Here is a 22986-nt window from a genome sequence, read left to right as displayed (position 1 = left end):
TCGGGGCGGAGATCGCCCGGGGCCGGCTGCGCGTTCGTGCAAATTGTTGAACCTATCCGGCGCGCCCTACACGGCGACGCTCGTAGTCTTGCGGGGCCGGCCCCGGGTGAAGAAGTCCACGCGATCCTCGTCGAGCGCGATGCCGAGGCCCGGTCCCGCAGGCACGGTCAGCTCGAAGTCCGCGTAGGTGAGGGGCGTGGCGAGAATTTCTTCGGTCAGCAGCAGCGGTCCGAACAGCTCGGTGCCCCACTGGAGATTGACGAACGTGGAGAACAGCTGGGCCGAGGCGATGGTGCCCACCGCGCCCTCCAGCATGGTGCCGCCATAGAGGCCGATTCCGGCCGCATCGGCGATGGCGGCGACACGCTGGGCCTGGAACAGGCCGCCGCTCTGCTCGATCTTGATGGCGAACACGTCGGCGCCGGCATGTCTCGCGATCTCGAAGGCGCTCTCCGGCCCCTGTAGCGACTCGTCCGCCATCAGCGCCACCGGGAAGCGGCGCACCAGCCGCGCCAGTCCGGCGGCGGTGGCGACGGGCTGCTCGACCAGCTCGCAGCCGGCATCGGCGAGTGCGGCCATGCCGTAGGCCGCCTCGGTCTCGCTCCAGGCCATGTTGACGTCCACCCGCACCGCGCCGCGGTCTCCGAGCGCGCGCTTGATGGCCGCGACATGGGCGACGTCGGCGGCCGGCGTCCGCGCGCCGATCTTCAGCTTGAAGATGCGGTGGCGCCGCAGTTCCAGCATCTTCTCCGCCTCGGCGATGTCCTTTGCGGTGTCGCCCGATGCGAGGGTCCACGCCACCGGCAGGCGGGAGCGCAGGCGACCGCCCAGGAGTTCGCTCACCGGCTGTCCCAGCCGCTTGCCCTGCGCGTCGAGAAGGGCGGTCTCGACGGCGCTCTTCGCGAAGCGGTTGTCCTTCACCATCTTGCCGATGCGCAGCATCATCGCGCGCACGGCGGTGGCGTCCTGGCCCACCATCAGGGGCGCGAAATAGGTATCGACCGCGAGCTTCATGCTCTCCGGGCTCTCGCCGCCATAGGCGAGGCCGCCGATGGTGGTTCCCTCGCCGATGCCCACCACCCCGTCGCTACACAGAACGCGCACCAGCATCAGCGTCTGGCCGTTCATGGTCGCGACCGAAAGCTTGTGCGGCCGGATGGTCGGAAGGTCGATCAGCGCCGTCTCCACCCGCTCGATGACGGCGCGGGCAGGAGCTGAGGTCGGGACGGGATGTGCAAAGGTCGCGTTCATGGCGACACCTTGCGGATGACGGGCCCCGCCGTCCAAAACCTTTTGTGTTTACAATTATACTCAGTGGGTATTATGTCGGAAAAAATGTAATGGAACGGCAGCTTGCCGCACCGCAGCATACCGTAAACGACCATAAAAATTGTGCCCGCGGAGGGGGCGTGGGATGGATCTTCGCCAGCTTCGGTATTTCGTTGGGGTTGCGCGGGAGCGCAATTTCACCCGTGCCGCCCAGCAGCTCAACATCGCCCAGCCCCCTCTGAGTCGCCAAATCCAGGCGCTGGAGGACGAACTGGGCGTCGCGCTCCTCATCCGCAACAGCCGTCCGGTGCGGCTGACGGAGGCGGGCCGGCTGTTCTACGAGCAGGCCTTGCAGGTGCTGGGACGGGTCGACCAGATGCGCGCGGCGACGCGGCGCGTGGGCCTGAACCAGAACAGCGTGCTGTCCATCGGCTTCGTGGCGTCCACCCTCTATGGCGGGCTGCCCTCGCTGGTGCGCAAGCTGCGGCACCGGGCGCCGGATATCGAGATTCAGGTGCTGGAGATGATGTCCATTCAGCAGATTCCGGCGCTGAAGGAGGGGCGCATCGACATCGGCTTCGGGCGCCTGCACCACAGCGATTCCGGCGTGGTGGAAATCGTGCTGCGCGAGGAGCGCCTGACCGTCGCCATTCCCCGGGACACGCCGCTGGCGCAGGACAGCGCGCCCCTGCCCATCGGCGCGCTGACCGGCCAGAAGCTCATCGTCTATCCCAAGGAGCCGCGCCCCGGCTATGCGGACCAGGTGCTGAATCTGCTGCACGGGCATGATGTCCGGCCGGCGGAGGTGCATGAGGTGCGCGAAATCCAGACCGCGCTCGGCCTCGTCGCCGCCGAAACCGGTCTGTGCGTCATTCCCTCATCGGCGCGGCAGATGCGCAGCGATGTGCACTACCGGCTGCTCGAAGGGGAACGCGCCACCTCTCCCGTCATCCTCTATCACCGGGTGGGCGATACGTCGCCCTACATCGATCTGGTGAAGGAGGTGATCAAGGAGATGTATGCGGAGAACCCCTCCTGGCTCAGCGCCGAGCACAATCTGCCGACGCGGCCGTCCTTCGCCGAATAGGCCCGGCCCTGCCGCCTGTCAGCCCTGGTCGCCGCCGCCCGCGGGCAGCACGGTTCCCGTGATGTAGGACGCATCATCGGAGGCCAGGAAGAGGATCGCGGCGGCGATCTCCGCAAGCTCGCCATAACGGCCGAGATGGGTCGCGCGCAGGGTCTGGTCGACCACCTCCTGCATCCACGCCTTGTCCTGCTCGGAGATGGGATCCGTGCCGCGCGGCACGCGGCGGGGGGGCGCCGAAACCCCGCCTGGCGCGACGGCATTCACCCGGATGCCCGTGCTGGCGAGCTCAAAGGAGAGGGAGGCGGTGAGGGCGTTCACGCCGCCTTTCGCAGCCGAATAGGGGATGCGGTTGATGCCCTTGGTGGCGATGGACGACACGTTCACGATCGCCCCGCGCCCCTCGCGCAGCATGTAGGGCAAAGCGGTGCGGCAGCCCCACAGGGTGGGAAACAGGGAGCGGCTGATCTCCGCCGTGATCTGGCGTTCGTCGAACTCCTGGAAGGGCCGCATCCAGATGGCGCCGCCCACATTGGTCACCAGAACGTCGATCTTGCCGAAGGCGGCGTCGGCCTGCGCCATCACCCGATCGTTGCCGGCGTAGGTCTCGAGATCCTCCACCATCGCCACGGCGCGCCCCGCGCCATGGGCCGCCTCGATCTCGGCGGCGACCTCTGCGACGATGGGCGAGCGGTCCACCACCAGCACGCGGCCTCCCTCGGCGGCGGCGTCCAGCGCAACCTGCTTGCCGACGCCCTGGGCTGCGCCGGTGACGACAAGGCTCTTGCCTGCGAAGCGTTGAGGGCGGGCGGTCTGGTCCGACACGGGTTTTCCCCTTCTGTGCGGCTGGATCTAAGACGGGCTTTGGCCTGCGGGGCCGCTGGAGGCCCCGCAGGCGCGCACTCAATGCGAGGCAACCGGCACGGCGGCGCCGTCGCTGGACGTCCTGCGCACCGTGAGAGTGGCGAACGCGGCCAGCGCGAGGGGGATCGCCAGCGCCATGAAATATCCCGAAGGACCGGCGCCGGACAGGAGCTGACCGCCGACCGCCGAGCCGACGATGGCGCCCGAACGGCCGATGCCGATGCCCCAGCCGGTGGCCGTGGCCCGCAGCTGCGTGGGATAGGCGTTGGCGATCAGGTAGTTCAGCACGAGCTGCTGGCCGCCGATGCCGAAGCCGGCAAGGGCAATCAGCGTGAAGACCACCGGCCACCGGTCGCCCGCAAGGCCGAGGCCGATCGCCACGGCAATGCCGACCATGAACATCAGCGTCAGGAGCTTGCGCGGATCAACCTTGGGGAGGAGCGCCGACAGCGGCAAAGCCATGGCGATGAACGCGGCATTGACCGTGACCGTGCCATACGCCGCCTGCGCCTTCTCGAGGCCCAGCGTGGTCAGTGCGGTGGGCAGCCACTGCAGCAGCAGGAACCAGGCGATCCAGTTAAACAGGTAGATCGCGGAAATCGCCAGCGTGACACCGCGATAGCGCGCCTCGAACAGTCCGGCGATGGACGCGCCCTTCTCCACCTGGACGGGGCTGATGATCTGCACATCGGCGGGCACGATCTGGCCGGTCATGCGGCCGAGGAGGCGCCGCGCCAGATCCTGGTCGCCGGCCTTGTTGCGGGACACGAGAAAGGCGGGAGATTCCGGCAGGAGGGCGTAGATGACAACCAGCAAGGCGAGCGGAAGCGCGCCGCCGAGCAGGAAGATGCCCCGCCAGCCGAGCACGGGCAGCCAGCTGGCCGCGATGAGGCCGCCCAGCATGGCGCCGGCGGGCAGGCCGAGCAGCACGGCGGTAATCATCAACCCGCGCTTGGGCGCCGTGCTGTACTCGCCGGTCAGCGCGAGCACGGAGGGCGTGGCGCCGCCCATGCCGAGGCCGATCAGGAAGCGCAGCACGATGATCTGCGTGGGCGAGGTCGCGTAGGCGCCCGCCAGCGAGAAGGCGCCGAACAAAGCGATCGCGATCATGATGGCCTTGCGGCGCCCGAAGCGGTCGCCGAAGCTGCCGAGCCCGATGGCGCCGATCGCCATGCCGATGATGCTTGCCGTGATGACCCAGGTCATGTCGGCAGGATTCATCTTGAAGTCCTGCGCGATGGCCGGCCCGATGAAGGCAATCGACTGGGTGTCGAATCCGTCGAGCAGGGCGATGACGAAACACAGTCCGACCACGGCCCACCGGCCAGCGGTCATCGATCCGGCGTCGATGATCTCCTTGACATCCCGCGTGAGCGGAAGGCGGTTTGGCATCGGGCTTTCCTCAATGGTTTTGCTTGTTGCTGATCGCTGCGACCTCGTCCGAGGGACGCCGTCAGCGACAGGTTGACCCCCGATGCCCACCTGTCGGTTGCCCTGCCGAGGCGGGAACAGACATGCGGGCCGGGTTCAGGCGAGGTGCCGCCATGGTGTTCCGGTTTGGAGGGGAGCGCTTCCAGTCCGGGTATGGCCGCAGCGTGAAGCTATACGCGCCGGCGCGCATTCTCTAAGATCAACTGGGTATTTTTCGATACTTATTGAGTATACAGCGGGCGCGACACCGCATGGTTGTCTTGCCTGTAACACTCAATATTGCGCTGCAATATTTTGGCTTAGGTGCCGGTTGTTCGGTGCTTTCCGCCGAAGCAATCTCACGCGATTTGTGCTGCGGCATCAGCCGCGCCTCAGCCTGCCCTACTTGGCGCACGAAGGGCATGGCGTGGTCCTGCGCGGTGGTGGTGGTGGGTTGGCTGAAGTCGGTCGCGGCGCGCGGGAAAGGCTTCGTCCGGGCGCACGCACTTGACCAATCCCCCGCCCCATACGGGCGGGGGCACCATTCTCATGTCGGACGGATTCGCGGCCTAATGGGTCTCGGCGATATCGTCGAGCGCGCTCCACTGGGGCACGTCGCCGAAGCCGGTGGGGATGCGCAGGGCCTTCACATAGGTGAATTCGTTCAGCGTCATCGCTGCCCGCTCGCGCCCGTAGCCGCTGGACTTGGTGCCGCCAAAAGGGGTGCCGTTGCCGCCGCGGTTGTAATTGTTGATGAAGACGATCCCCGCCTCCACCCCCCGGGCCACCCGGTTCGCCCGGGCCTGATCGCGTGAATAGATGCCGGCCACCAGCGCGAAGTCGGTGGAATTGGCGATGGCGATGGCCTCCTCCTCGGTGCGGAAGGCCATCAGCGCGGTGACGGGGCCGAAGATCTCCTCCTGCGCGATCCGCATGTGGGGCGCGACGCCGGTGAAGACGGTGGGCTGGACGAAATAGCCGTTCCGCAGCCGCTCCTCCTGCGGCATCGGAGCCTGCGCGAGGATGGTAGCGCCTTCCTCCAGGCCGATCCGGATATAGTCCAGGACTTTCTGCTGCTGGGGTTTGGAGATCAGCGGGCCGACATGGACCTTCGGGTCCGTTCCCTCGCCCAGCCGGAGCCGGCGGACGAATGCGGCAAAGCGCTCGGCGAAGGCGTCGTGGATGTCGGCGTGGACGAGGATGCGCGAGCCGGCAGTGCAGGCCTCGCCCTTGTTGAAGAAGGCCGCATCGACCGCATCGCGCACGGCGCGGTCGAGATCGGCATCCTCGAACACGATGAAGGGGTTCTTGCCCCCGAGTTCCAACAGCACCGGCACGTGCCGCTCCGCCGCCGCCTTCAGCACCGCCGTGCCGGTGGAGGGAGCCCCTGTGAAGGAGATCTTGCGGATCAGCGGATGCGCCGTGAGCGCCCGGCCGGTGGCGCCGGGGCCGGGCACCACGTGCACGAGATCGGGCGGCAGCACCGCGTTGATGATCTCGACGATGCGCATGATGGTGAGCGGCGCCTGCTCGCCCGGCTTCAGGACGATGGTGTTTCCGGCGGCGAGCGCCGGCGCGATCTTCGCGCCGGTGTGGATGGGCGGCCAGTTGAAGGGGATGATGCCGGCCACGACGCCATAGGGCTCGCGCACCGTGACCGAATAGACGTTGCCCATGTCCAGCGTCTCGCCGCTCATCTTGTCGGCGAGGCTGCCGAAATAGGCGAAGGCGTGGATCAGGGCGGAGACGTCGAAGGCCTTGGCGTCACGAACGGGTTTGCCGTTCTCGCGGCAGAGCAGCTCGGAAAGTTCGTCGGCATGTTCGGCGAGCTTGCGGCTGGCCTGGAGAAGGGCAAGCCCGCGCTCGCGCGCAGGCACCCGCCGCCAGCCGAGAAAGGCCGCGTGGGCCGACCTCACCGCCGCGTCCACTTCCGTCGCCCCCCCGCCCTGCACCATGGCGAAGACGTCGCCGGTGGCCGGATTGTCGACGGGAAAGCGGTCCTCGGCGTTCGTCGAGGACCAGCGGGTGGTGACGAGATCGAGCGATGCTGTTCCCATGGCGGGCCTTCCTCATCGGTGGCCATGCCCGAAGGAAGCCGGACACGGCAGTGCACCGGCCAGCCCCATCACGGGCTGGCCGGCGCCGGTTTCAGCGGGAGATGTCTTCGAGCGACCGGTTGGTGGTCTCGATGGCCAGCGCCGAGACCACGATGCCTGCGATGATCGCGGCTGCCGCGAAGACGAGAAACACCATGCCGATGCCATCGGCCACGAAGAAGCCCACGATCAGCGGGCCAACCATGGAGGCCAGCCGCAGCCAGGCGGTGCCGAGGGCGGTGCCGATGGCCCGGGCGCGGGTGGGGTAGATCTCCGGCGTGTAGAGATAGATGCCGAGCACCGACAGGCCCGCGAAGTAATAGGCGATGCCGCTGAGCACCACGAACTGGGGCACCGACGTGAGGCCCACGAACCAGATGGAGAGGAGCGCCGCCGCGGCCCCGAACAGGGCGACCATGAACAGCCTGCGCCGGCCGATCCGGTCGATAACGAAGCCCGCCGTCAGTCCGCCGGCCAGCTGCATCAGGCTGCCGATGGTGCCGAAGCGCAGCGCGGTGTCGAGCGGCAGGTTGAACACGCTGCGGTACAGGGTCGGCAGCCAGGTGCCGAGACCGTAGGTGATGAGGAAGGTGGAGAACCAGATCACCCACACGACCACGGTGCGCCTGATGTAGTCGGGACCGACCAGGTCACGCCAGGACGATCGACGCGGGTCCGCGGGCACCCATTCGGTGGGCGGCGCGAGCTTCTGGCCGGTGGAGGCCTCGATCTCGCTCTCGATGCGCGCCATGGCGGCCTGTGCATCCGCCACACGGTTGCGGCTCGCGAGCCAGCGGGGCGATTCCGGCAGCAGGAAGCCGAGGCTCACGCCGATGATGATCGGCAGGACGCCGATGAAGAACATGGCCTGCCAACCGAGGTGCGGCACCACGAAGGAGCCGATCAGGCCGGAGGCGAACAGCCCGAAGGTGAAGACGCATTCGTAGAGGATGAAGAAGCGTCCGCGCTTGTGCGCCTTGGCGATCTCGCTGATGTACACCGCCGCGATCGGCACCTGTGCGCCGAGGCCCAGGCCCTGGATGGTGCGGAAGACGAGCAGCGTCTCGTAGTCGGAGGCGAACGCGCAGGCGAGGCTCATCACCGACATGATGCAGATGGCGCCGATCATGGTCGGCAGGCGGCCGAAGCGCTCGGCGCACATGCCGGCCACCAGCGCGCCGACAAGCTGGCCGAGATAGCCGGTCGAGATCAGGAAGCCGACCTGCGGCCCGCTGAGCTTCCAGAGCGGCCGCAGCACCGGCAGCACCTGGGCGATGGTGAGCGCGTCGAACGCGTCAAAAAAGGTGGCCGTCCCGATCAGGATGCGGGCCTTCAGGTGCCAGCGCGAGAACGGCAGGCGCTCGATGCGCGCGGCGACGTCGCGGATCACCTCCGCATGCGCGCTGTCGGCCTTGCCCATACTGATGTTCTTCATCCAATCACCTCCCCGGCATTGCTTTGATCTGTGTTCTTGATGAGGGAGCGCGCCGATCGCCGGCACGCGTCCTCGCTGCGGCCGGTCTTCACGCCAGCTTCAGCAGCCTCTTGGCGTTGCCGCCGAAAATCTTCGCCTTGTCGGCGTCGCCCAGCTCGAACTTCCGCAGCCAGTCCACGCCCGGCGCGTTCTCCACGAAGGGCCAGTCGATGGAGAACAGGATGCGCTCCACGCCCATCTCCGCGATGCAGCAGGCAAGCGCGGGGTCGGAGAAGAAGCCGCTCGTCGTCACGTGGAAATGGTCGGTGAACAGCTTGCGGAAGGCCTTCGTCGGCGTGTCGCGGCTCAGGGCCTCGTCGATGCGGGCCATGAGGAACGGGATCCCCTCGCCGAGGTGCCCGAGAATGAGCTGGAGACGGGGAAACGCCTCCAGCGCGCCCGACAGGACGAGGCGCATGGCATGGGTGCCGGTCTCGATGGTGAAGCCCCACGCGGCCGTGGCGAAGGTCGGGTGGGTCTCGGCATATTTCCCCATGTAGGCCTGCCGCACCGCAGCCATCGGCAGGGCCGGATGGATGTAGAGCGGCACATCCAGCGCCTCGGCCCGCTCGAGGATCGGCCAGAAGCGCGCGTCGTCCAGAAAGAGCCCGTCCGTCGTCCCGTGAATCATGGCGCCCTTGAAGCCCAGCTCCCGCACCGTGCGTTCCAGTTCCTGCGCCGCCTGATCGGGCACGGACGTGGGCAGCGAGGCGAAGGCCGCGAAGCGGGACGGGTGCGCGGCCACCACCTCGGCGAGCCGGTCGTTGGCGCGTCGGGCGACGTCCGCCGCCGAAGCCGCCGGAACCCGTTGAAGCCCGGGCGGCGCATGGGAGAGCACCTGGATGTCGACGCCCGCCTCGTCCATCTCACGCAGGCGCCGAGCACCGAGATCGCGCATGCGGGTGGCGAGGCTGCCGCCGGCGCCGCCAGCGATGGCATACACCTCCGCATCGAGATAATGCTCCTCGATGGCAACGACCGGCCCTGGCGCAGCCATGGCGCGCCTCCTGCTGCTCGGATGCGTGTCGAAAGCTCTGGCCCGCCATCCCCCGCGCCAGCGGTGCCGGCGCGGGGGCGTGACTCAGGCACACAGAGCGGCGAGTTCGGCGTGGGTGGTCAGACGCGCCAGCGCCTCGTAGCGGCGGGCGAGGCGCAGCGACTCGATCAGCTCGATGATCCCGTAGGGGCGGCCGAACACGTGCGCGTGCACGGTGATGTCCAGGCAGCAGGGGCGCTTGGGGGCATCCGGCCACTGCGAGAGCAGGCGCTCCAGGATCTGGGTGAAGGCGCGCGGCTCGTTGCCGTAGCGGATGTAGAGCGGCATGTCGTTCACCTCCATGGTGAACGGGACGCCGACGACGCTGCCGCGCAGGGTTTCCAGCTTGTAGGGCACGTCCGTGTCGAAGATGTCGGAATGCCAGGCGAAACCCTGCTCCGCCAGCAAAGCGGAGGTGACGGCGCTGGGGGTGCAGCGCGGGCTGATCCAGCCCGCCGGGCGGCGGCCCGAGGTCGCCTCGAGGGTGGAGATGCAGCGCAGGAGGTCGGCGCGCTCCTCGGCCTCGGTCTGGTAGGCCGGCACGATGTTCTGCGCCCAGGCATGGGCGGCGATGTCATGCCCGGCCGCGACGATGGCCTTCATCAGGTCCGGGTAGCGCTCGGCGAGGATGCCGCTGACGTAGAACACCGCCTTCACGTCGGCAGCGGCGAGCGCGTCGAGGATGCGCCAGGTGCCAACCTTGGGGCCATAGTCCGCCCAGGAGCGGCCCTGCAGGTCGAGCACGCCAGCCTTGAGCGGGTTGCCCATGGGGCCGATGCCCGGCGCGGAATCGTCGCTCCAGGCTTCGAGCATCACGCTGACCGAAAGGGCGAGCGGACGATCCAGGGGCCAGGCGACGGGGGTGGAGGTTGCTGCGGTCATGCGGCGCGCCCTTTCAAGTGTCGCGGTTCGTTCAGCCGATACGATTCTGGAGCGTGCCGATGCCCTCGATATGGCAGGTCACGAGGTCACCCCGCTGAAGCGGGTGGGGCGGCGTCATGGCATAGCCGACGCCGGAGGGCGTGCCGGTGGCGATGATGTCGCCGGCTTCCAGCGTCATTCCGCGGGACAGATCCTCGACGATGCGCGGCAGGTCGAAGATCATCTGGGAGGTGTTGGCGGACTGGCGGCGCTCGCCGTTCACTTCCAGCCACAGGTCCAGCTTCTGCGGATCGGCGATGGCGTCGTCGGTTACGATGCAGGGGCCGATGGGGCAGCTGCCGTCGAGGCCCTTGCCCTTGAACCACTGGTCGTGGCGCCGCTGCAGGTCGCGGCCGGTGATGTCGTTGAGCACGGTGTAGCCGAACACGTATTTCCGCCAGTCGGCAGCCGAAATATCGCGGCCGTCGCGGCCGATCACGATGGCGAGCTCGATCTCGTAGTCGAGCAGGTTGGTGATGCCCTCGTGCAGCGGGATGGTGTCGCCGGTGGCGATGACGGTCGTCGGCGGCTTGGAGAAGAACTGGGGAAACTCCGGCAGCTTCAGGTCCAGCCCGCGCGCCTTGTAGCCCTCGGTGACGTGATCGATGTAGTTGCGGCCGACGCAGAAGATGTTCTTGGCCGGGCGCGGGATCGGCGCCAGCAGCGTGACGTCTTCCAGCGGGACGAGGCCCGGCGCCCCGCGGGCCGCCTCAGCCAGAGCCTTCGCGGCATCGACGGCGCCGGCACGGATCAGCGAGAGCATGCTCTCAAATTCAGGCTTGCCGGTCGCCGTGAGGTCGAACACGGCGTCATCGAGCACCACACCCAGGTGCTGATCGGCGGACGGCTTGCGAACAAAAGTGACCAGTTTCATCGGCAGTTCTCCTGGCCGCCAAAAAATATCGATTTTCTGAGTCCGTCAATAAAAATATCGATTTTTTGATTGTGCATCGCAATATTATCGATCATTTAGGCTTTACGAAGCGGCTGTGATCATCCAAGCTTCGCAGGCGAAGAACGGAGCGCGGCACTGTTGATGACGAAGAGCGCAACCCTGGCCAGCGAGGCCTATGGACGGCTGCGGAGCGATATCATCAACGGGGCGATCAAGCCGGGCGCCAAGCTCAAGATCCGCACCATCTGCGATCAATATGGCATCGGCGCCAGCCCGGTCCGCGAGGCGCTCAACCGGCTCGCCAGCGAGGGGCTGCTGGATCATCGCGACCAGCGCGGGTTCCGGGTCCACTCGGTCACCCTCCAGGACCTCGACGAACTGATCCTGGCGCGGTGCTGGGCCAACGAGGTCGGGCTGCGCAATTCGATCCGCAGCGGGGGCCTCGCCTGGGAAGAGGGGGTGACCGCGGCCCTTCAGCGGCTGGAAGCCATCCCGCGCTATCTCTCCGACGACACGACCGAGCGCAATCCCGCCTGGGAGCAGGCCCACGGCGCCTTCCATGCGGCGCTGGTGGCGGCGTCGGGATCGTCCTGGATCAATGATTTCTGTACGCAGCTGTATGTCGCGGCGGAACGCTACCGCCATGCGGCGCGAACCGTCCCGCGTGCCGGCCGCAACGAGCAGGACGAGCACCGGGCCATCGCGCAGGCCGCCATCGCGCGGCGCGAGAACGAGGCCGTGGAGCTGCTCATGGAGCATTTCCGGCTGACCGCGCGGCTGGTCCGCGCGGCCCTGCGCCAGGACGGCATGTGACGTGTGAAGTCGGGCCCTAGCGGGCGGGCCCGGTCCACACCGTCTTGGTGTTGGTGAACTCGCGGATGCCGTAGGACCCGAGTTCCCGGCCGTATCCCGAACGCTTGATACCGCCGAACGGCAGGCGCGGGTCCGAGGCCACCATGCCGTTGATGAAGACCGCGCCGGCATCGAGCTGGCGTGCGTAAACCGCGGCCTTCGCCACATCCCGCGTCCAGATCGCCGCGCCGAGGCCGAACTCGGTGTCGTTGGCGTACGCGATCGCATCCTCGGCAGACTTCACGCGGATGATTGCCGCGACGGGGCCGAACGTTTCCTCGTTGAAGGCCGGCATCTCGGGCGTGACGTGGTCGAGGATGGTCGGCTCATAGGTGAAGCCGGGACCTTCCACCGCCTTGCCCCCCGCGCGCAGCACGGCACCGGCAGCAACCGAACGCTCGACCTGATCGTGCAGCGTCGCGCGAAGGTCGGCGCGGGCCATGGGGCCGATATTGGTGTCGGCGGCCATGGGATCGCCGATCTTCAGGCGGGCGACGGCCGCGCAGAACGCCTCGACGAAGGCGTCCGCGATGCTCTCCTCGACGATGAAGCGCTTCGCGTTCACACAGCTTTGGCCGACATTGATGAAACGCGCCTTCACCGCGACTTCGGCTGCGGCTGACACATCGGCGTCGGCGAGGACGATGAAGGGATCGGACCCTCCGAGTTCGAGTACCTGCTTCTTCAGCGCCTTGCCGGCCTGCGCCGCGACGATGGCGCCGACGCCGGTGGAGCCGGTGAGCGTGACCGCCGCGATGCGATCATCCGCGATCAGGCGCTCGACCTTGGACGGGGGAATGAGCAGGGTCTGGTGCAGTCCGGCCGGGGCGCCGGCTTCCGCGACGATTTCGGCGATGGCCTTGGCGCACTGGGGCACATTGTTCGCGTGCTTTAGGACCGCTCCGTTACCGGCCATGAAGGCGGGCGCCGCAAAGCGGAAATACTGCCAGAAGGGATAGTTCCACGGCATGATGGCGAACACGACGCCGAGCGGATCGAACACCACGCGGCTGTCCGAGGCATTGGTCGCGATGACCTCGTCTTCCAGGAACCGGGGGGCATTCTCTGCGTAGAAGTCGCAGTTCAGCGCGCACTTCTCCACTTCCGCCACGGCCTCGGCGATGGGCTTGCCCATCTCCAGCGATATCATCTTTCCGTACTCGGACTTGTTCGCCCGCAGCACTTTCGCCATCGACACCAGCAGCTTGGAACGCTCGGCGAACGACGTCTTGCGCCAGGCGCGCTGGGCCGCCACCGCCTCGGCGAGCGCCTGCTCGATCTGCGCATCCGAGTGCTCCTCGAAACGGGCGATTTCCTGAGCGGTATAGGGATTGACGGAAACGATCATGGTTATGGCTTCATCGCAGGAGAAGGACGAGGTGGCGGGGACGCCCCGCCACCTGTAGAGGCGTGGTCTCGCTCAGGTGTGCGAGTACATCTTCTTGCCCGCGACCGGCATTTCGACCTTGAGGATCGTTCCGGTATCGGCCTCGGTGATGAACAGCGTCTTGTTGTCCTTGCCGCCATAGGCGACGTTGGTCAGATGATGTCCCACGCGGCCGGTGATGAGGTGCGTCGGCATGCCGTCGGAATCGAAGCGCCACACGCCGACACCGAGCTGGCACACGATCAGCGCGTCTTCCTCGTCGAGCGCCATGCCGTCCGGGCCGCCGTGGCCGCCGGAAAGCTGGATGTAGGTGCCGACCTTGGACATGGTGCCATCCGTCATGATGGGGCAACGCCACACGGCGTTCTGACGGGTGACGGCGAGGTAGAGGCGGTTTTCCTTCATGTTGAGCACGAGGCCGTTGGGGCTCGGCACGTTGCCCAGCAGCATGTCGAGCTTGCCATTGGGGTCGAGCCGGTAGACGCGCCCGGTCGGGTCGTGCATGCCGGTCTGGCCCTGGTCGGTGAAGTAGAGCGTGCCGTCGGCGGCGAACACCAGATCGTTCAGGCCCTTCCAGGCCTCGCTGTTGCGCGACGCCAGGAACGGCTCGATGACGCCGGTCTTGGGATCGAGGAGCAGCAGGCCCGCCTTGTAGTCGCAGATGAAGATGCGGCCGTCCTTGTGGATCTTCAGGCCATTCGGCCAGCCGTCATACTGGCAGACCAGATCGCAGTCGCCGCCGGGCGTCAGCCGGAAGACGCGGCCATAGGGGATGTCCACGAAGAAGAGGTTTCCGTCGCGGTCGAACGAAGGGCCTTCGAGGAAGCTGTCCACTTCGGCATTGGCCCGGTTCGGATCAGACCAGGCGGTGCGGCTCTTCTTCCGCCACTTCTCGGGAAGCTGGTAGTGAACTTCGGCGACAAGACGCTCAACTGGATTGGGGAACAGCATCGAAAGACTCCATTCGAAAGACCGTCGGTGGACGGGCCTCGAAGAAAGACCTATTCCTGATGGGGGCGCGCTGTTAAATACAATTTCGGCATGGCTCGCCATGCCGCTCCAGGAGGGGACCGCCTTGGACTTCAGGGCCTTGAACTATTTCGCGAAAATCGCCGAGCTCGGGAGCATTACGCGGGCCGCGCAGCATCTCAACGTGGCGCAGCCGGCGCTCAGCCGTCAGGTCCGGCAGCTCGAAGATGAACTCGGCGCGCAACTTCTGATCCGGGAAAGCCGCGGTATTCATCTCACCGATCAGGGGCGCGAACTGTTCGAGCACGCCAAGACGATTCTGCGCGAGGTTCAGCGGGCCAAGGACGAGGTGCGCGGCTCGGCCGGAAGCCCCGGCGGCACCTGCGCGCTCGGGCTCGTGCCGACCATCTGTCCGCGTGTGGCGCCGGACCTCGTCTCGATCATCCGGTCGGACTATTCGCGCATCGACCTCACCATCAGCGAGGCCTACAGCCAGCCTTTGATGGATTGGCTGGACGAGGGGCGTCTCGATCTGGCGGTGCTCACCGAGCCCGCCCCCACGCGGCGGATGATCATCGAGCATCTGGTCTCGGAGGAGATGATGTTCGTCGCCGTGCGCGGATCGCGGAAGGCGGGGCCGATTTCGCTCGACGAGCTGGCCACCACGCCTCTGGTCATGTCCCAGGGCATCCGGACCATCATCGACAACCTGCTCGGCCACAAGGGGCCGCTGGTGACGGTGATGCTCGAACTCAATTCTATCGAGACGATCCGCCTGATGGTGCGCCAGGGAATCGCGACGACGATCCTGCCGCGCTCGATCCTCTACGAGGAAGCCCGGAGCGGGGAGGTCACGCTCCATCCCATTGGCCCGAAAGGGATCTTCCGTCGCCTCGCGCTCGGCTATTCGCGCACGCGACGGCTGTCGCGCTCCTCGCAGATCATCAAGGATTCGGTGATGAAGATCGTCGCCGACCTCGATGCGAAGCACACGTTCCGCAGCGAGGCCGACGTCTGAGGCGGGGGGCACCCCCTCAGGTGCCCCTATCGCGGGACAGGCACCTGATAGGTGCGCAGCGCATCCTCGTCGATGGTCACGCCCAGGCCCGGCCCTTGCGGCACGGCGACCGTGCCATCCGCCAGACGCAGGGGATCCAGCACCGGGTCGTGCTCCAGATAGACGTGGGTGAGGCTCAAGCCCCATCCGAAATCCCTGATCCCGGCGGCCACATGCGACGCCGCTGCGGAGGCAAGGCTCGATTCCGCTACCTTCGCGGCGACGTTGATGGAGAGGTTGAGGTCGGTTGCCCGCGCTGCGCAGTCGAGGGTCGCGATCATGCCGCCCAGCTTGATTAGCTTCAGCGAGATGCCGGCCGCGGCGCCCCGCTGGGCGTGGGTCTCGATATCCGCTCGCGAATGGATGCCCTCGTCGATGCCGATGGGCACTGTGCCGAGGCGATTGAGCTCTGCCAGCTCGTCGATGCATTCGGCAGGCAGCGGCTGTTCCAGGTAGAGCAGTCGGGCGGGACCGGCTTCCGCGATCAGGCGGCGTGCGGCGTCGAGCGAAAGGCCGCCATTGGCGTCCGCGCACAGTTTCGCGTCGGGGCCGATGGCCTCGCGGACCCGGGCCGCAGAGATGATGTCGTTCTCGATGGTCTTGGTGCCGACCTTCAGCTTGAAGAAGCTGTAGCCCATCGCAGACTTGGCGCGCGCCTCGTCCACATCCTCCTTCGGCGTCGCGTTGCCCAGCATCCACATGGGTTCGAGCCGGTCGCGGAAGCGGCTTCCCAGAATGTCGCCGGCGCCGATGCCGAGCTTGCGGCCGAGAAGGTCCAGCAGCGCCATCTCGATGGCGGATTTCACGCTGGTATTGCCATAGACAGCGCTCTGGATGCGGCGCGCGATTTCCATGTGCGGACGCGCATCCCGGCCCTTGAGGGCGTCCCATACGAGGCGCGCCGCGGCCGTCATGCCCCACAGGGTTTCGCCGGTCATGGTCGGGGCGGAGGCCGCCTCGCCCCAGCCGACGCTTCCGTCCACGGCTTCGAGGCGAACGAACAGGTTCTCGGCATGGCGGATGGTCACGCCCGACATCTTCATCGGCCGCGTCAGCGGGATGGCGACGGGAAACAGATCCATCCGCACCAGGCGAATGGTGCCGTCCGCTTCTGCGATGGGCGACCGTGACGAAAGGTGAGGGTCATAGTTCACGGGCGGAATCCTCGGTTGCTGACTCCTCCTAATCCGTTTCCGCGAGTGCCTGAAATATCGATCCTTTATGGCGTCGCAGACAGAAACGGCATGGCCGGGCGACGCCGGCCCGCTCATGCCGGACCGGTATGATGACGAATCGTAATTTGATATTGGCGGTATCGATGGCCGAGTGATGGATTGGGCAGCGAGCCGCCGGGCAGACGGCGGATTCGCCATTCCAAATCAGGGACCCTTTCCATGACCGCCGTCAATGCGATCCCAGACCTCAAGCCCGCGCTCATGCGACCGGACCAGATGCCCAGTGTCGATCGGGGCGGCGGCAACCGGACCATTCCGCTGGTCGGGCGCGGGACGGGGTCGCAGCAGATGCTCACCGGCATGACGATCATCGGCGCCGGCTCCGCCATTCCGTGGCACTTCCACAATTGCGAGGAAACAGTGCTCGTCCTCGAAGGCGAGGGTTTCGCCGAGGTCGGCGATGAGGTGCATCCGGTGAAGCCGATGGATGCGACGTGGATTCCCTGCAACCTGCCTCACCGCTTCCGCAATGGGTCCAGTGAGAAGCCGCTGAAGATCTTCTGGGTCTATGCGTCGATCGATGCAACGCGGACGATGCTCGAAACGGGTGAGACCCGGCCGGTCTCGGCGGAGCATGCGAAGAAGAGTGCGTGAGCCAATACACCAAGAACAAGAAGAACAGCACAGGACAATATGGGGAGATTTAGATGGCCGCTGTTATTAACGCCGTCGAGGACGATACCCTCGATCAGGGAGGCGTAACCTATCCGCTGGCGACCAGGCGATATCGCTGGTTCCAGCTCATCGTGGGAATCGCGGCCATCACTATGGTCGCCAATCTTCAGTATGGCTGGACGCTCTTCGTCCTGCCCATGGATCAGAAGTATCACTGGGGGCGTCCGGCCATCCAGCTTGCGTTCACGATCTTCATCCTCGCGGAATCCTGGCTTCTTCCGGTCTGCGGCTGGCTCGTGGACCGCAGGGGACCGGCGCAACTCACCTTCGTGGCCGGCCTGATGACCGGCGGATCGTGGGTGCTGAACTCGATCGCGTCCGAGCTTTGGATCCTCTACGTCTCGTCCGCCATCGGCGGCCTGGGGGTCGGTATCGTCGTGGCGGCCGCCATCGGCAATGCGCTGAAATGGTTTCCGAACAATCGCGGGCTCGCGGCAGGCCTGACCTCCGGCGCCTTCGGCGTGGCGTCCGCGCTCACGATTATTCCGCTGCAGACGATGATCGGCAACTCGGGATACCAGAACACGTTCCTCTGGTTCGGCCTGGCGCAGGGCACCGGTCTGCTGGTGCTGTCGCTGGTGTTCCGCGCGCCGCAGCGGGGTCAGGTCGAAAAGGCCACCAATACGGTGGTCAGCCACGCCAAGGTCGAGCGTGCGCCGCAGGAAGTCGTCCGCACCGGAATGTTCTGGGTGATGTACGCGGTGTTCGTGCTGGTCTGCACCGGCGGCCTCATGGCAACGGCGCAGCTCGCCCCCATCGCCCATGACCTCGGCCTTGAAAAGTCGCCGGTCACGCTGCTTTGGGTGACGCTGCCTGCGCTCACGTTCGCCCTGTCTCTCGACCGGATGCTGAACGGCGTGACGCGTCCGTTCTTCGGCTGGGTGTCCGACAAGTTCGGCCGCGAGAACACCATGTTCTTCGCCTTCCTTCTGGAAGGGGTGGGCATCTTCGCCCTGAGCCACTTCGGCACCAATCCCGTCGCGTTCGTGCTGTTGACCGGGCTGGTCTTCTTCGCCTGGGGCGAGATCTTCAGCCTGTTCCCCGCACTGACCACCGACGTTTTCGGTGCGAAGAATGCCGCAGGCAACTATGGCCTGATCTTCACGGCGAAGGGCGTCGCCTCGCTCCTGGTGCCGCTGGGCAATGTGGTCGCGGAATATTCGGGCGGCTGGCACACGGTGTTCTGGCTCTCCTGCGCCATGGATGTGGCGGCGGCCTTCATCATCCTGTTCGTGATGAAGCCCATGCGGATCCGGGCGACGTCGGGGGCCTGATCCCGGAAGCGACGCAACCTGAGATCATCCGGCAGCGGCAACGCCCTGCCGGATGGTCCGTTTTGGAAGCCTCACGGCATCCGCCTGTTGACGTTTTCACACTTTCTCCCGCGCTCGCATCGCGCAGGCTTCAGGCCAGTCGCAGATAGCCGTGCTGGAACGTCTGGCCCCGCCGGAGACTTCCTTCGGATAACCGACGAACCGGAGGAGCTAGCCATGGCCGAAGACGGATCCGACGCCGAGAGGACCCGCCACGCAACCGACACCGGCCAGAACCGCGACAAGGTGCGCGGGCCGGACTTTGCCGCCGCGCCCTTGGGGACGGATGACGAGGCGAGTGGCCACACCCCGCAGCAGGATTGGCGACCCCCGGAGCAGGGCGACCGCATCGCCGATGGCGATCCCAGTATCGGAGCGCTCTATGAGCCGCAGAGCGAGGAGGACAATCGCGCCCACGCCACCGCACCGCCGAACTGGGGCACCTGGGCACTGGTGGCGGCGGGCCTTCTGGTGCTGGGGCTGGCGGCCGCGAGCCTCGCGAGCTGAACCACGAAGGACAGGGCGGCCCCCCCGACGGCGGCCTCCGCCGGCGCAGCGCCGATCAGGGGCTAAGGCTGGATCTGTGAGTTTGCCCCAGCGTCAGGCAGGCAGCACCACAACCTTGGTCTTGACCGGGGTCTTCTCGTAGAGGTCGATCATGTCCTGGCTGAGCAGGCCGACGCAGCCGCTGGTGACGCCGGTGCCGATCGACTCGGGGTCGCTGCTCGCATAGATTGTGTACAGCGTGTATTGGCCGTTCTGGTAGAGGTAGAGCGTGCGCGCCCCGAGGGGGTTTTCCAGGCCGCCGGGCATGCCGTTGGCCCATTTGGCGGCCTCGGGCTGGCGCTTGATCATCTCCTTGGGCGGGGTCCAGGTCGCCCACTCGCCCTTGCGTCCCACATAGGCGTCGCCGCTCCACAGGAAGCCGGAGCGGCCGACATTGGCGCCGTAGCGGGTCGCCTTGCCCTCGCCCTCGATGCGATAGACGTAATAATTGCTGGGATCGACGATGATCGTGCCGGGCGCCTCATTGCTCTCGTAGGCGACGGTCCGGCGGTAATATTTGGGGTTGACCTTGCTGATGTCCGGCGCGGGGATCGGGAATTTCTCATTGGGCATCGGCCCATAGAGCTTCTGCGCCTCGGCGAGGCTCATGACATCAGACGAGCAGCCGGCCAGCCCGAGGGCACCAAGTCCGAGGGCGGAGCCGAACAGGAAAGAGCGGCGGCTGAGAGCGCCGGACCCGAGCCCGGACATGGCGACGTCGTCCGTCATGGTGATCTCGCAGTTTCCCTTTTGTCCCGTCGCCCGGCAGCGTGATGCGCCCAGCGAAGCTGAAACACAATTTTCGGCGCGGACTTTGCCGCCAAGCGGCGCGGCTGGCAAGCGCCGGCCTCAGCCGCGCAGGGCAGCCATGCGCCCTATGCGCCAGCAACGGCGCTGTTTCGCACGGTTGCCGCAGTGTCGAGCAGGGCTATTTCTGAGGGGGATGTGGCAATTCTGCCCGTCGCCACGCGGCTCCGTCATGCGGAGTCCCGGCATGCAACGCAGGCATTTGGACTTCAGGCCTTGCGGCGGGCCTTGGGGCGCGGCGCGGGAACGGGTTCGCTTTCGGTGGCCTCGCGCAGAGCCCGGAGACGCGCGCTCTTCTGGCGAACCGCTTCGAGCTCGCCCCTGTTGCGCTCCATGGCGCGCTCAATGGATTCATCCAATTGGCGGCGGCTCTCGGCGCTGGAGAGCGAGTTCTGATGTGTCGTTATTGGGGTCATTTCGAATGATAACACGACCCGGGGAGAAGCCCGAGAACTAAGATTCGAAACGGGAATAATAAAAAAGAAAAAGGCCCCGCCCGTGTGGGCAGAGCCTTTCGAAATGCATTGTGCATCAGTCAGCGGCCAGTACATCCGTGGTCCGCTGGCGCGATGTCACGCGGCCTGGAGATTTCCAGCCGAATTCTTGCCGGACTTGTTGTCACGGACGATGTCGAACTGGAGCTTCTGACCTTCGGCCAGGCCCTGCATTCCGGCGCGCTCGACGGCCGAGATATGCACGAACACATCCGCGCCGCCATTGTCGGGCTGGATGAAGCCGAAGCCCTTGGTGGCGTTGAACCACTTCACGGTACCGATATTCATGACGATTTCCTTTCAATCGCGCGTGGGTGCTCAGCCCGAGAAGATCGAGCTGCGCAAGAGTTAGAAATTGAAGGGAGGTATCGTCAGGCGCGGGCTATGGCGCCAGAAAATCAGCCGTCAAATTCAGACCAAATGAACATAAGAGGCTATTGTGGTGATAGCAAGGCCTGGATTTTTTGTATCCCGCCTAAACTATTCGCCGCCTATATTTCGCCGGGGCGCCGCAGTTCGGATTCCCGCGCGATGCGCTCGAATGCCTCGTGCTCGCCTTTTACGCGATAGCTCGGCTCGCCCTTGTCCTCAGGCATGATGCGGACGATCCGGAAGCGCCCTTGAGGCGATCGGAATCCTGCGACGAACTCGACCAGGCCATTGGCGTCAAATTTCGTATTCATTGGGTCCCTGTATCACGATTTTCGCGCGAGCGGGATCAATTCTCGTCGAGACGAGCGAATTTCTCCGGCAGTTTTCGGGCCGGGATGGTGCCGACTTATGCTAGGATCATCGCAGCTTCGATGCGGAAGCTGAAGGAGCTGACATGAAAAAAGCGTTCGTCCTGGCCTGCCTTATTTCGGCAAGCGTGCCGTCTGCCTGGGCAAGCGCCGCCGACATGACGCTCGATTTCACGTGGCTCGGAACCACCCTGTGCGCGCCGCGGCCGAGCAGCCCGGAATTCCAGGTGGACAACGTGCCGGCGGGCACCACCAAATTGCGGTTTGCGCTGATGGGCCCCACGGGCCGCGAGCTTGGCGGTGCCGATGTTCAGCTTCCCGCGCGCGGAGCCATCCCGAAAGGCGCGGTTACCTACAGGTCGCCCTGCGTCGGCGGCATCTACACATGGACGGTTGAAGCCATCGATGCGGATGGAAAGCGCCTCGGCTCCGCGAGCCTCGCGCGTCCGTTCTACTGACGGCGGGTGAGGGCCGGGGCGGGAAGCCCCAAACCCTCTCTTGGCCGCAGGTTCAGCGGGAGAATCAGCGGGTCGTGAAAGACGGCGCGGAGCCGGCGGCCGGGCCGCGGGCGTTGGTGGGCTTCACGCGGCGCTTGGGGGCGGCGATCAGGCCTTCCCACTGAGCCTTCTTGCGCGCTGCCTTGCGATGCCGGCGGATGGCCTCATCATGCTCGCGGGCCTTGCGCTCGGAAGGCTTCTCATAGGCCCGGCGCTGCTTCATCTCGCGGAAAACGCCCTCGCGCTGCATGCGCTTCTTGAGAACCTTGAGGGCCTGCTCAACATTGTTGTCTCTGACGAGAACCTGCAAAAGATATCCAATCTGAAGGTCGTCCCGGTTCCCCGGCCAGAAGTCTGGCCGCTCGCCCGGATGCCGGCCGAGGCCGGAATGGGGTTAGTGTAGAGGGGACAGGCCGCCAAAGCGATGGGGCAGCGTCCCCGATCATTTTACGTGGCTGCGGGAGCCTCGTCCGTTATCACCTTGAACGAGGTGAGGGTCGACGGACCAAAGGATGTCACGAGCGCCACGTCGGTCGCATCCCGTCCCCGTGCCATAAGAATGCGGCCGATGCGCGGCTTGTTGTGGCGAGCGTCGAATGTGTACCACCGCCCGCCCAGATAGACCTCGAACCAGGCGCTGAAGTCCATGGGCGCCGGATCGGCGGGAACGCCGAAGTCACCGAGATAGCCGGTGCAATAGCGGGCCGGGATGTTCATGCACCGGCACAAAGTGACAGCGAGGTGGGCAAAGTCGCGGCACACGCCCTGCCGGCTGGTGTAGGCATCGAACGCTGTCTTCAGCGGGCTGGCGTGTGCATAGTTGAAGACGATGTGACCGTGGACGAAATCGCAGATCGCCTGCACCAGTGGCCAGCCCTTGGGCAGATGGCCGAACTGCGACCAGGCGAACGCGCTCAGGCGATCGGTCTCGCAATAGCGGCTGCCCAGAAGGAAGAGGAGCACGTCCACCGGCAGGTCGCCGAGGGCATGCTGGGGCGCGTCGGGCGCTACGGCGTCGGGAAGGCCGCTGTCGCGGATCACGAATTCCGTGCGCATGGTGAGCCCGCCGGCGGGCGCGGAGATGACGTGGCAGAAATTGCCGAAGCTGTCGTGATAGGTGTTGGCGGGAATCGGCGGATCGAACATCACCCGGTCCGGATTCACCAGATCGTTGATCCGCGAGGGATGGACGCTCAGGGTCAGAATCATCGGTGTCGGCTGCGGGCAGCCATAGGAAATCTCGTAGCCGGCGTGAATTAGCATCTGGGCCTCAGCTCTGTGCGGACATGGCCCGCAGATCGGTTATGGTGCGCGCAGCTTCGGGGCTGTCGCGTCAGGTGCGTGGCCCGAGCCGGAAAGGTCCTG

23 protein-coding genes are annotated in these 22986 nt (G+C 66.0%); 7 read left to right on the top strand and 16 right to left on the bottom strand.

Annotated features, from left to right (window positions below; genetic code table 11):
* Positions 1 to 66 precede the first annotated feature (66 nt).
* Positions 67 to 1251 carry a muconate/chloromuconate family cycloisomerase gene (locus FHT36_RS13635; protein WP_169123036.1) on the bottom strand — a complete coding sequence of 395 codons (1185 nt, stop codon included), beginning with the start codon at positions 1249 to 1251 and terminating at the stop codon, positions 67 to 69.
* A gap of 163 nt (positions 1252 to 1414) precedes the next feature.
* On the opposite strand from FHT36_RS13635, the gene FHT36_RS13630 reads away from it, so the two are divergent.
* On the top strand, positions 1415 to 2356 hold the full coding sequence (locus tag FHT36_RS13630) for a LysR family transcriptional regulator (protein WP_169123035.1): 942 nt from the start codon (positions 1415 to 1417) through the stop codon (positions 2354 to 2356).
* 18 nt (positions 2357 to 2374) lie between these two features.
* On the opposite strand, the gene FHT36_RS13625 is transcribed toward FHT36_RS13630, so the two are convergent.
* The 7 genes from FHT36_RS13625 to FHT36_RS13595 form a co-directional block, all read right to left on the bottom strand.
* On the bottom strand, positions 2375 to 3178 hold the full coding sequence (locus tag FHT36_RS13625; RefSeq protein WP_169123034.1) for a 1,6-dihydroxycyclohexa-2,4-diene-1-carboxylate dehydrogenase: 804 nt from the start codon (positions 3176 to 3178) through the stop codon (positions 2375 to 2377).
* 78 nt (positions 3179 to 3256) lie between these two features.
* On the bottom strand, positions 3257 to 4699 hold the full coding sequence (locus tag FHT36_RS13620) for an MFS transporter (protein WP_348644454.1): 1443 nt from the start codon (positions 4697 to 4699) through the stop codon (positions 3257 to 3259).
* Positions 4700 to 5196: 497 nt separating this feature from the next.
* Positions 5197 to 6684: an aldehyde dehydrogenase gene (locus FHT36_RS13615; RefSeq protein ID WP_169123033.1), complete on the bottom strand. Its 1488-nt coding sequence runs from the start codon at positions 6682 to 6684 to the stop codon at positions 5197 to 5199.
* 91 nt (positions 6685 to 6775) lie between these two features.
* On the bottom strand, positions 6776 to 8158 hold the full coding sequence (locus FHT36_RS13610; protein WP_169123032.1) for an MFS transporter: 1383 nt from the start codon (positions 8156 to 8158) through the stop codon (positions 6776 to 6778).
* Positions 8159 to 8246: 88 nt separating this feature from the next.
* Positions 8247 to 9194, bottom strand: coding sequence for an amidohydrolase family protein (locus FHT36_RS13605; RefSeq protein WP_169123031.1), 948 nt, complete (start codon positions 9192 to 9194; stop codon positions 8247 to 8249).
* Between the two features lie 84 nt (positions 9195 to 9278).
* Entirely contained in the window at positions 9279 to 10115 is an 837-nt protein-coding gene (locus FHT36_RS13600) for a polysaccharide deacetylase family protein (RefSeq protein ID WP_169123030.1), read from the bottom strand.
* A 31-nt stretch (positions 10116 to 10146) separates the two neighbouring features.
* Positions 10147 to 11028, bottom strand: coding sequence for a fumarylacetoacetate hydrolase family protein (locus FHT36_RS13595; protein ID WP_169123029.1), 882 nt, complete (start codon positions 11026 to 11028; stop codon positions 10147 to 10149).
* 162 nt (positions 11029 to 11190) lie between these two features.
* Between FHT36_RS13595 and FHT36_RS13590 the strand changes: the two genes are divergently transcribed.
* A complete protein-coding gene (locus FHT36_RS13590) occupies positions 11191 to 11862 on the top strand; it encodes a GntR family transcriptional regulator (protein WP_169123028.1) in 672 nt (223 codons plus the stop codon).
* Positions 11863 to 11878: 16 nt separating this feature from the next.
* Here the strand turns inward: FHT36_RS13590 and FHT36_RS13585 are convergent, their stop codons facing one another.
* Positions 11879 to 13249: an NAD-dependent succinate-semialdehyde dehydrogenase gene (locus FHT36_RS13585; RefSeq protein WP_169123027.1), complete on the bottom strand. Its 1371-nt coding sequence runs from the start codon at positions 13247 to 13249 to the stop codon at positions 11879 to 11881.
* A 72-nt stretch (positions 13250 to 13321) separates the two neighbouring features.
* On the bottom strand, positions 13322 to 14239 hold the full coding sequence (locus FHT36_RS13580) for an SMP-30/gluconolactonase/LRE family protein (RefSeq protein ID WP_169123026.1): 918 nt from the start codon (positions 14237 to 14239) through the stop codon (positions 13322 to 13324).
* Between the two features lie 124 nt (positions 14240 to 14363).
* On the opposite strand from FHT36_RS13580, the gene FHT36_RS13575 reads away from it, so the two are divergent.
* Positions 14364 to 15275, top strand: a complete 912-nt coding sequence (locus tag FHT36_RS13575) for a LysR family transcriptional regulator (protein ID WP_169123025.1) — start codon at positions 14364 to 14366, stop codon at positions 15273 to 15275.
* A 26-nt stretch (positions 15276 to 15301) separates the two neighbouring features.
* On the opposite strand, the gene FHT36_RS13570 is transcribed toward FHT36_RS13575, so the two are convergent.
* Positions 15302 to 16468, bottom strand: coding sequence for an enolase C-terminal domain-like protein (locus tag FHT36_RS13570; protein WP_169123024.1), 1167 nt, complete (start codon positions 16466 to 16468; stop codon positions 15302 to 15304).
* A gap of 240 nt (positions 16469 to 16708) precedes the next feature.
* On the opposite strand from FHT36_RS13570, the gene FHT36_RS13565 reads away from it, so the two are divergent.
* The 3 genes from FHT36_RS13565 (at position 16709) to FHT36_RS13555 (ending at position 19044) form a co-directional block, all read left to right on the top strand.
* Complete coding sequence (locus tag FHT36_RS13565; protein WP_169123023.1) at positions 16709 to 17143, top strand: cupin domain-containing protein; 435 nt, start codon at positions 16709 to 16711, stop codon at positions 17141 to 17143.
* A 53-nt stretch (positions 17144 to 17196) separates the two neighbouring features.
* Positions 17197 to 18498, top strand: a complete 1302-nt coding sequence (gene oxlT, locus FHT36_RS13560; RefSeq protein WP_169123022.1) for an oxalate/formate MFS antiporter — start codon at positions 17197 to 17199, stop codon at positions 18496 to 18498.
* Positions 18499 to 18714: 216 nt separating this feature from the next.
* Positions 18715 to 19044: a hypothetical protein gene (locus FHT36_RS13555; protein WP_169123021.1), complete on the top strand. Its 330-nt coding sequence runs from the start codon at positions 18715 to 18717 to the stop codon at positions 19042 to 19044.
* A 93-nt stretch (positions 19045 to 19137) separates the two neighbouring features.
* On the opposite strand, the gene FHT36_RS13550 is transcribed toward FHT36_RS13555, so the two are convergent.
* The 3 genes from FHT36_RS13550 to FHT36_RS13540 form a co-directional block, all read right to left on the bottom strand.
* Entirely contained in the window at positions 19138 to 19812 is a 675-nt protein-coding gene (locus FHT36_RS13550; RefSeq protein ID WP_169123020.1) for a L,D-transpeptidase, read from the bottom strand.
* Positions 19813 to 20462: 650 nt separating this feature from the next.
* Positions 20463 to 20672, bottom strand: coding sequence for a cold-shock protein (locus tag FHT36_RS13545; protein ID WP_024278120.1), 210 nt, complete (start codon positions 20670 to 20672; stop codon positions 20463 to 20465).
* Positions 20673 to 20875: 203 nt separating this feature from the next.
* Positions 20876 to 21067, bottom strand: a complete 192-nt coding sequence (locus tag FHT36_RS13540; protein WP_169123019.1) for a hypothetical protein — start codon at positions 21065 to 21067, stop codon at positions 20876 to 20878.
* Between the two features lie 143 nt (positions 21068 to 21210).
* Between FHT36_RS13540 and FHT36_RS13535 the strand changes: the two genes are divergently transcribed.
* A complete protein-coding gene (locus FHT36_RS13535) occupies positions 21211 to 21582 on the top strand; it encodes a hypothetical protein (RefSeq protein WP_169123018.1) in 372 nt (123 codons plus the stop codon).
* 64 nt (positions 21583 to 21646) lie between these two features.
* Here the strand turns inward: FHT36_RS13535 and rpsU are convergent, their stop codons facing one another.
* Positions 21647 to 21931 carry a 30S ribosomal protein S21 gene (gene rpsU / locus FHT36_RS13530; RefSeq protein WP_169123017.1) on the bottom strand — a complete coding sequence of 95 codons (285 nt, stop codon included), beginning with the start codon at positions 21929 to 21931 and terminating at the stop codon, positions 21647 to 21649.
* Positions 21932 to 22068: 137 nt separating this feature from the next.
* Positions 22069 to 22884 carry a transglutaminase family protein gene (locus FHT36_RS13525; protein ID WP_169123016.1) on the bottom strand — a complete coding sequence of 272 codons (816 nt, stop codon included), beginning with the start codon at positions 22882 to 22884 and terminating at the stop codon, positions 22069 to 22071.
* Between the last annotated feature and the right edge of the window lie 102 nt (positions 22885 to 22986).

Origin of the sequence: Xanthobacter sp. SG618 (assembly GCF_012932745.1) — a bacterium.
Taxonomy (GTDB): domain Bacteria; phylum Pseudomonadota; class Alphaproteobacteria; order Rhizobiales; family Xanthobacteraceae; genus Xanthobacter; species Xanthobacter flavus.
The sequence above is the reverse complement of the archived record's forward strand: the minus strand, read 5'-3'. Positions and strand labels throughout refer to the sequence as shown.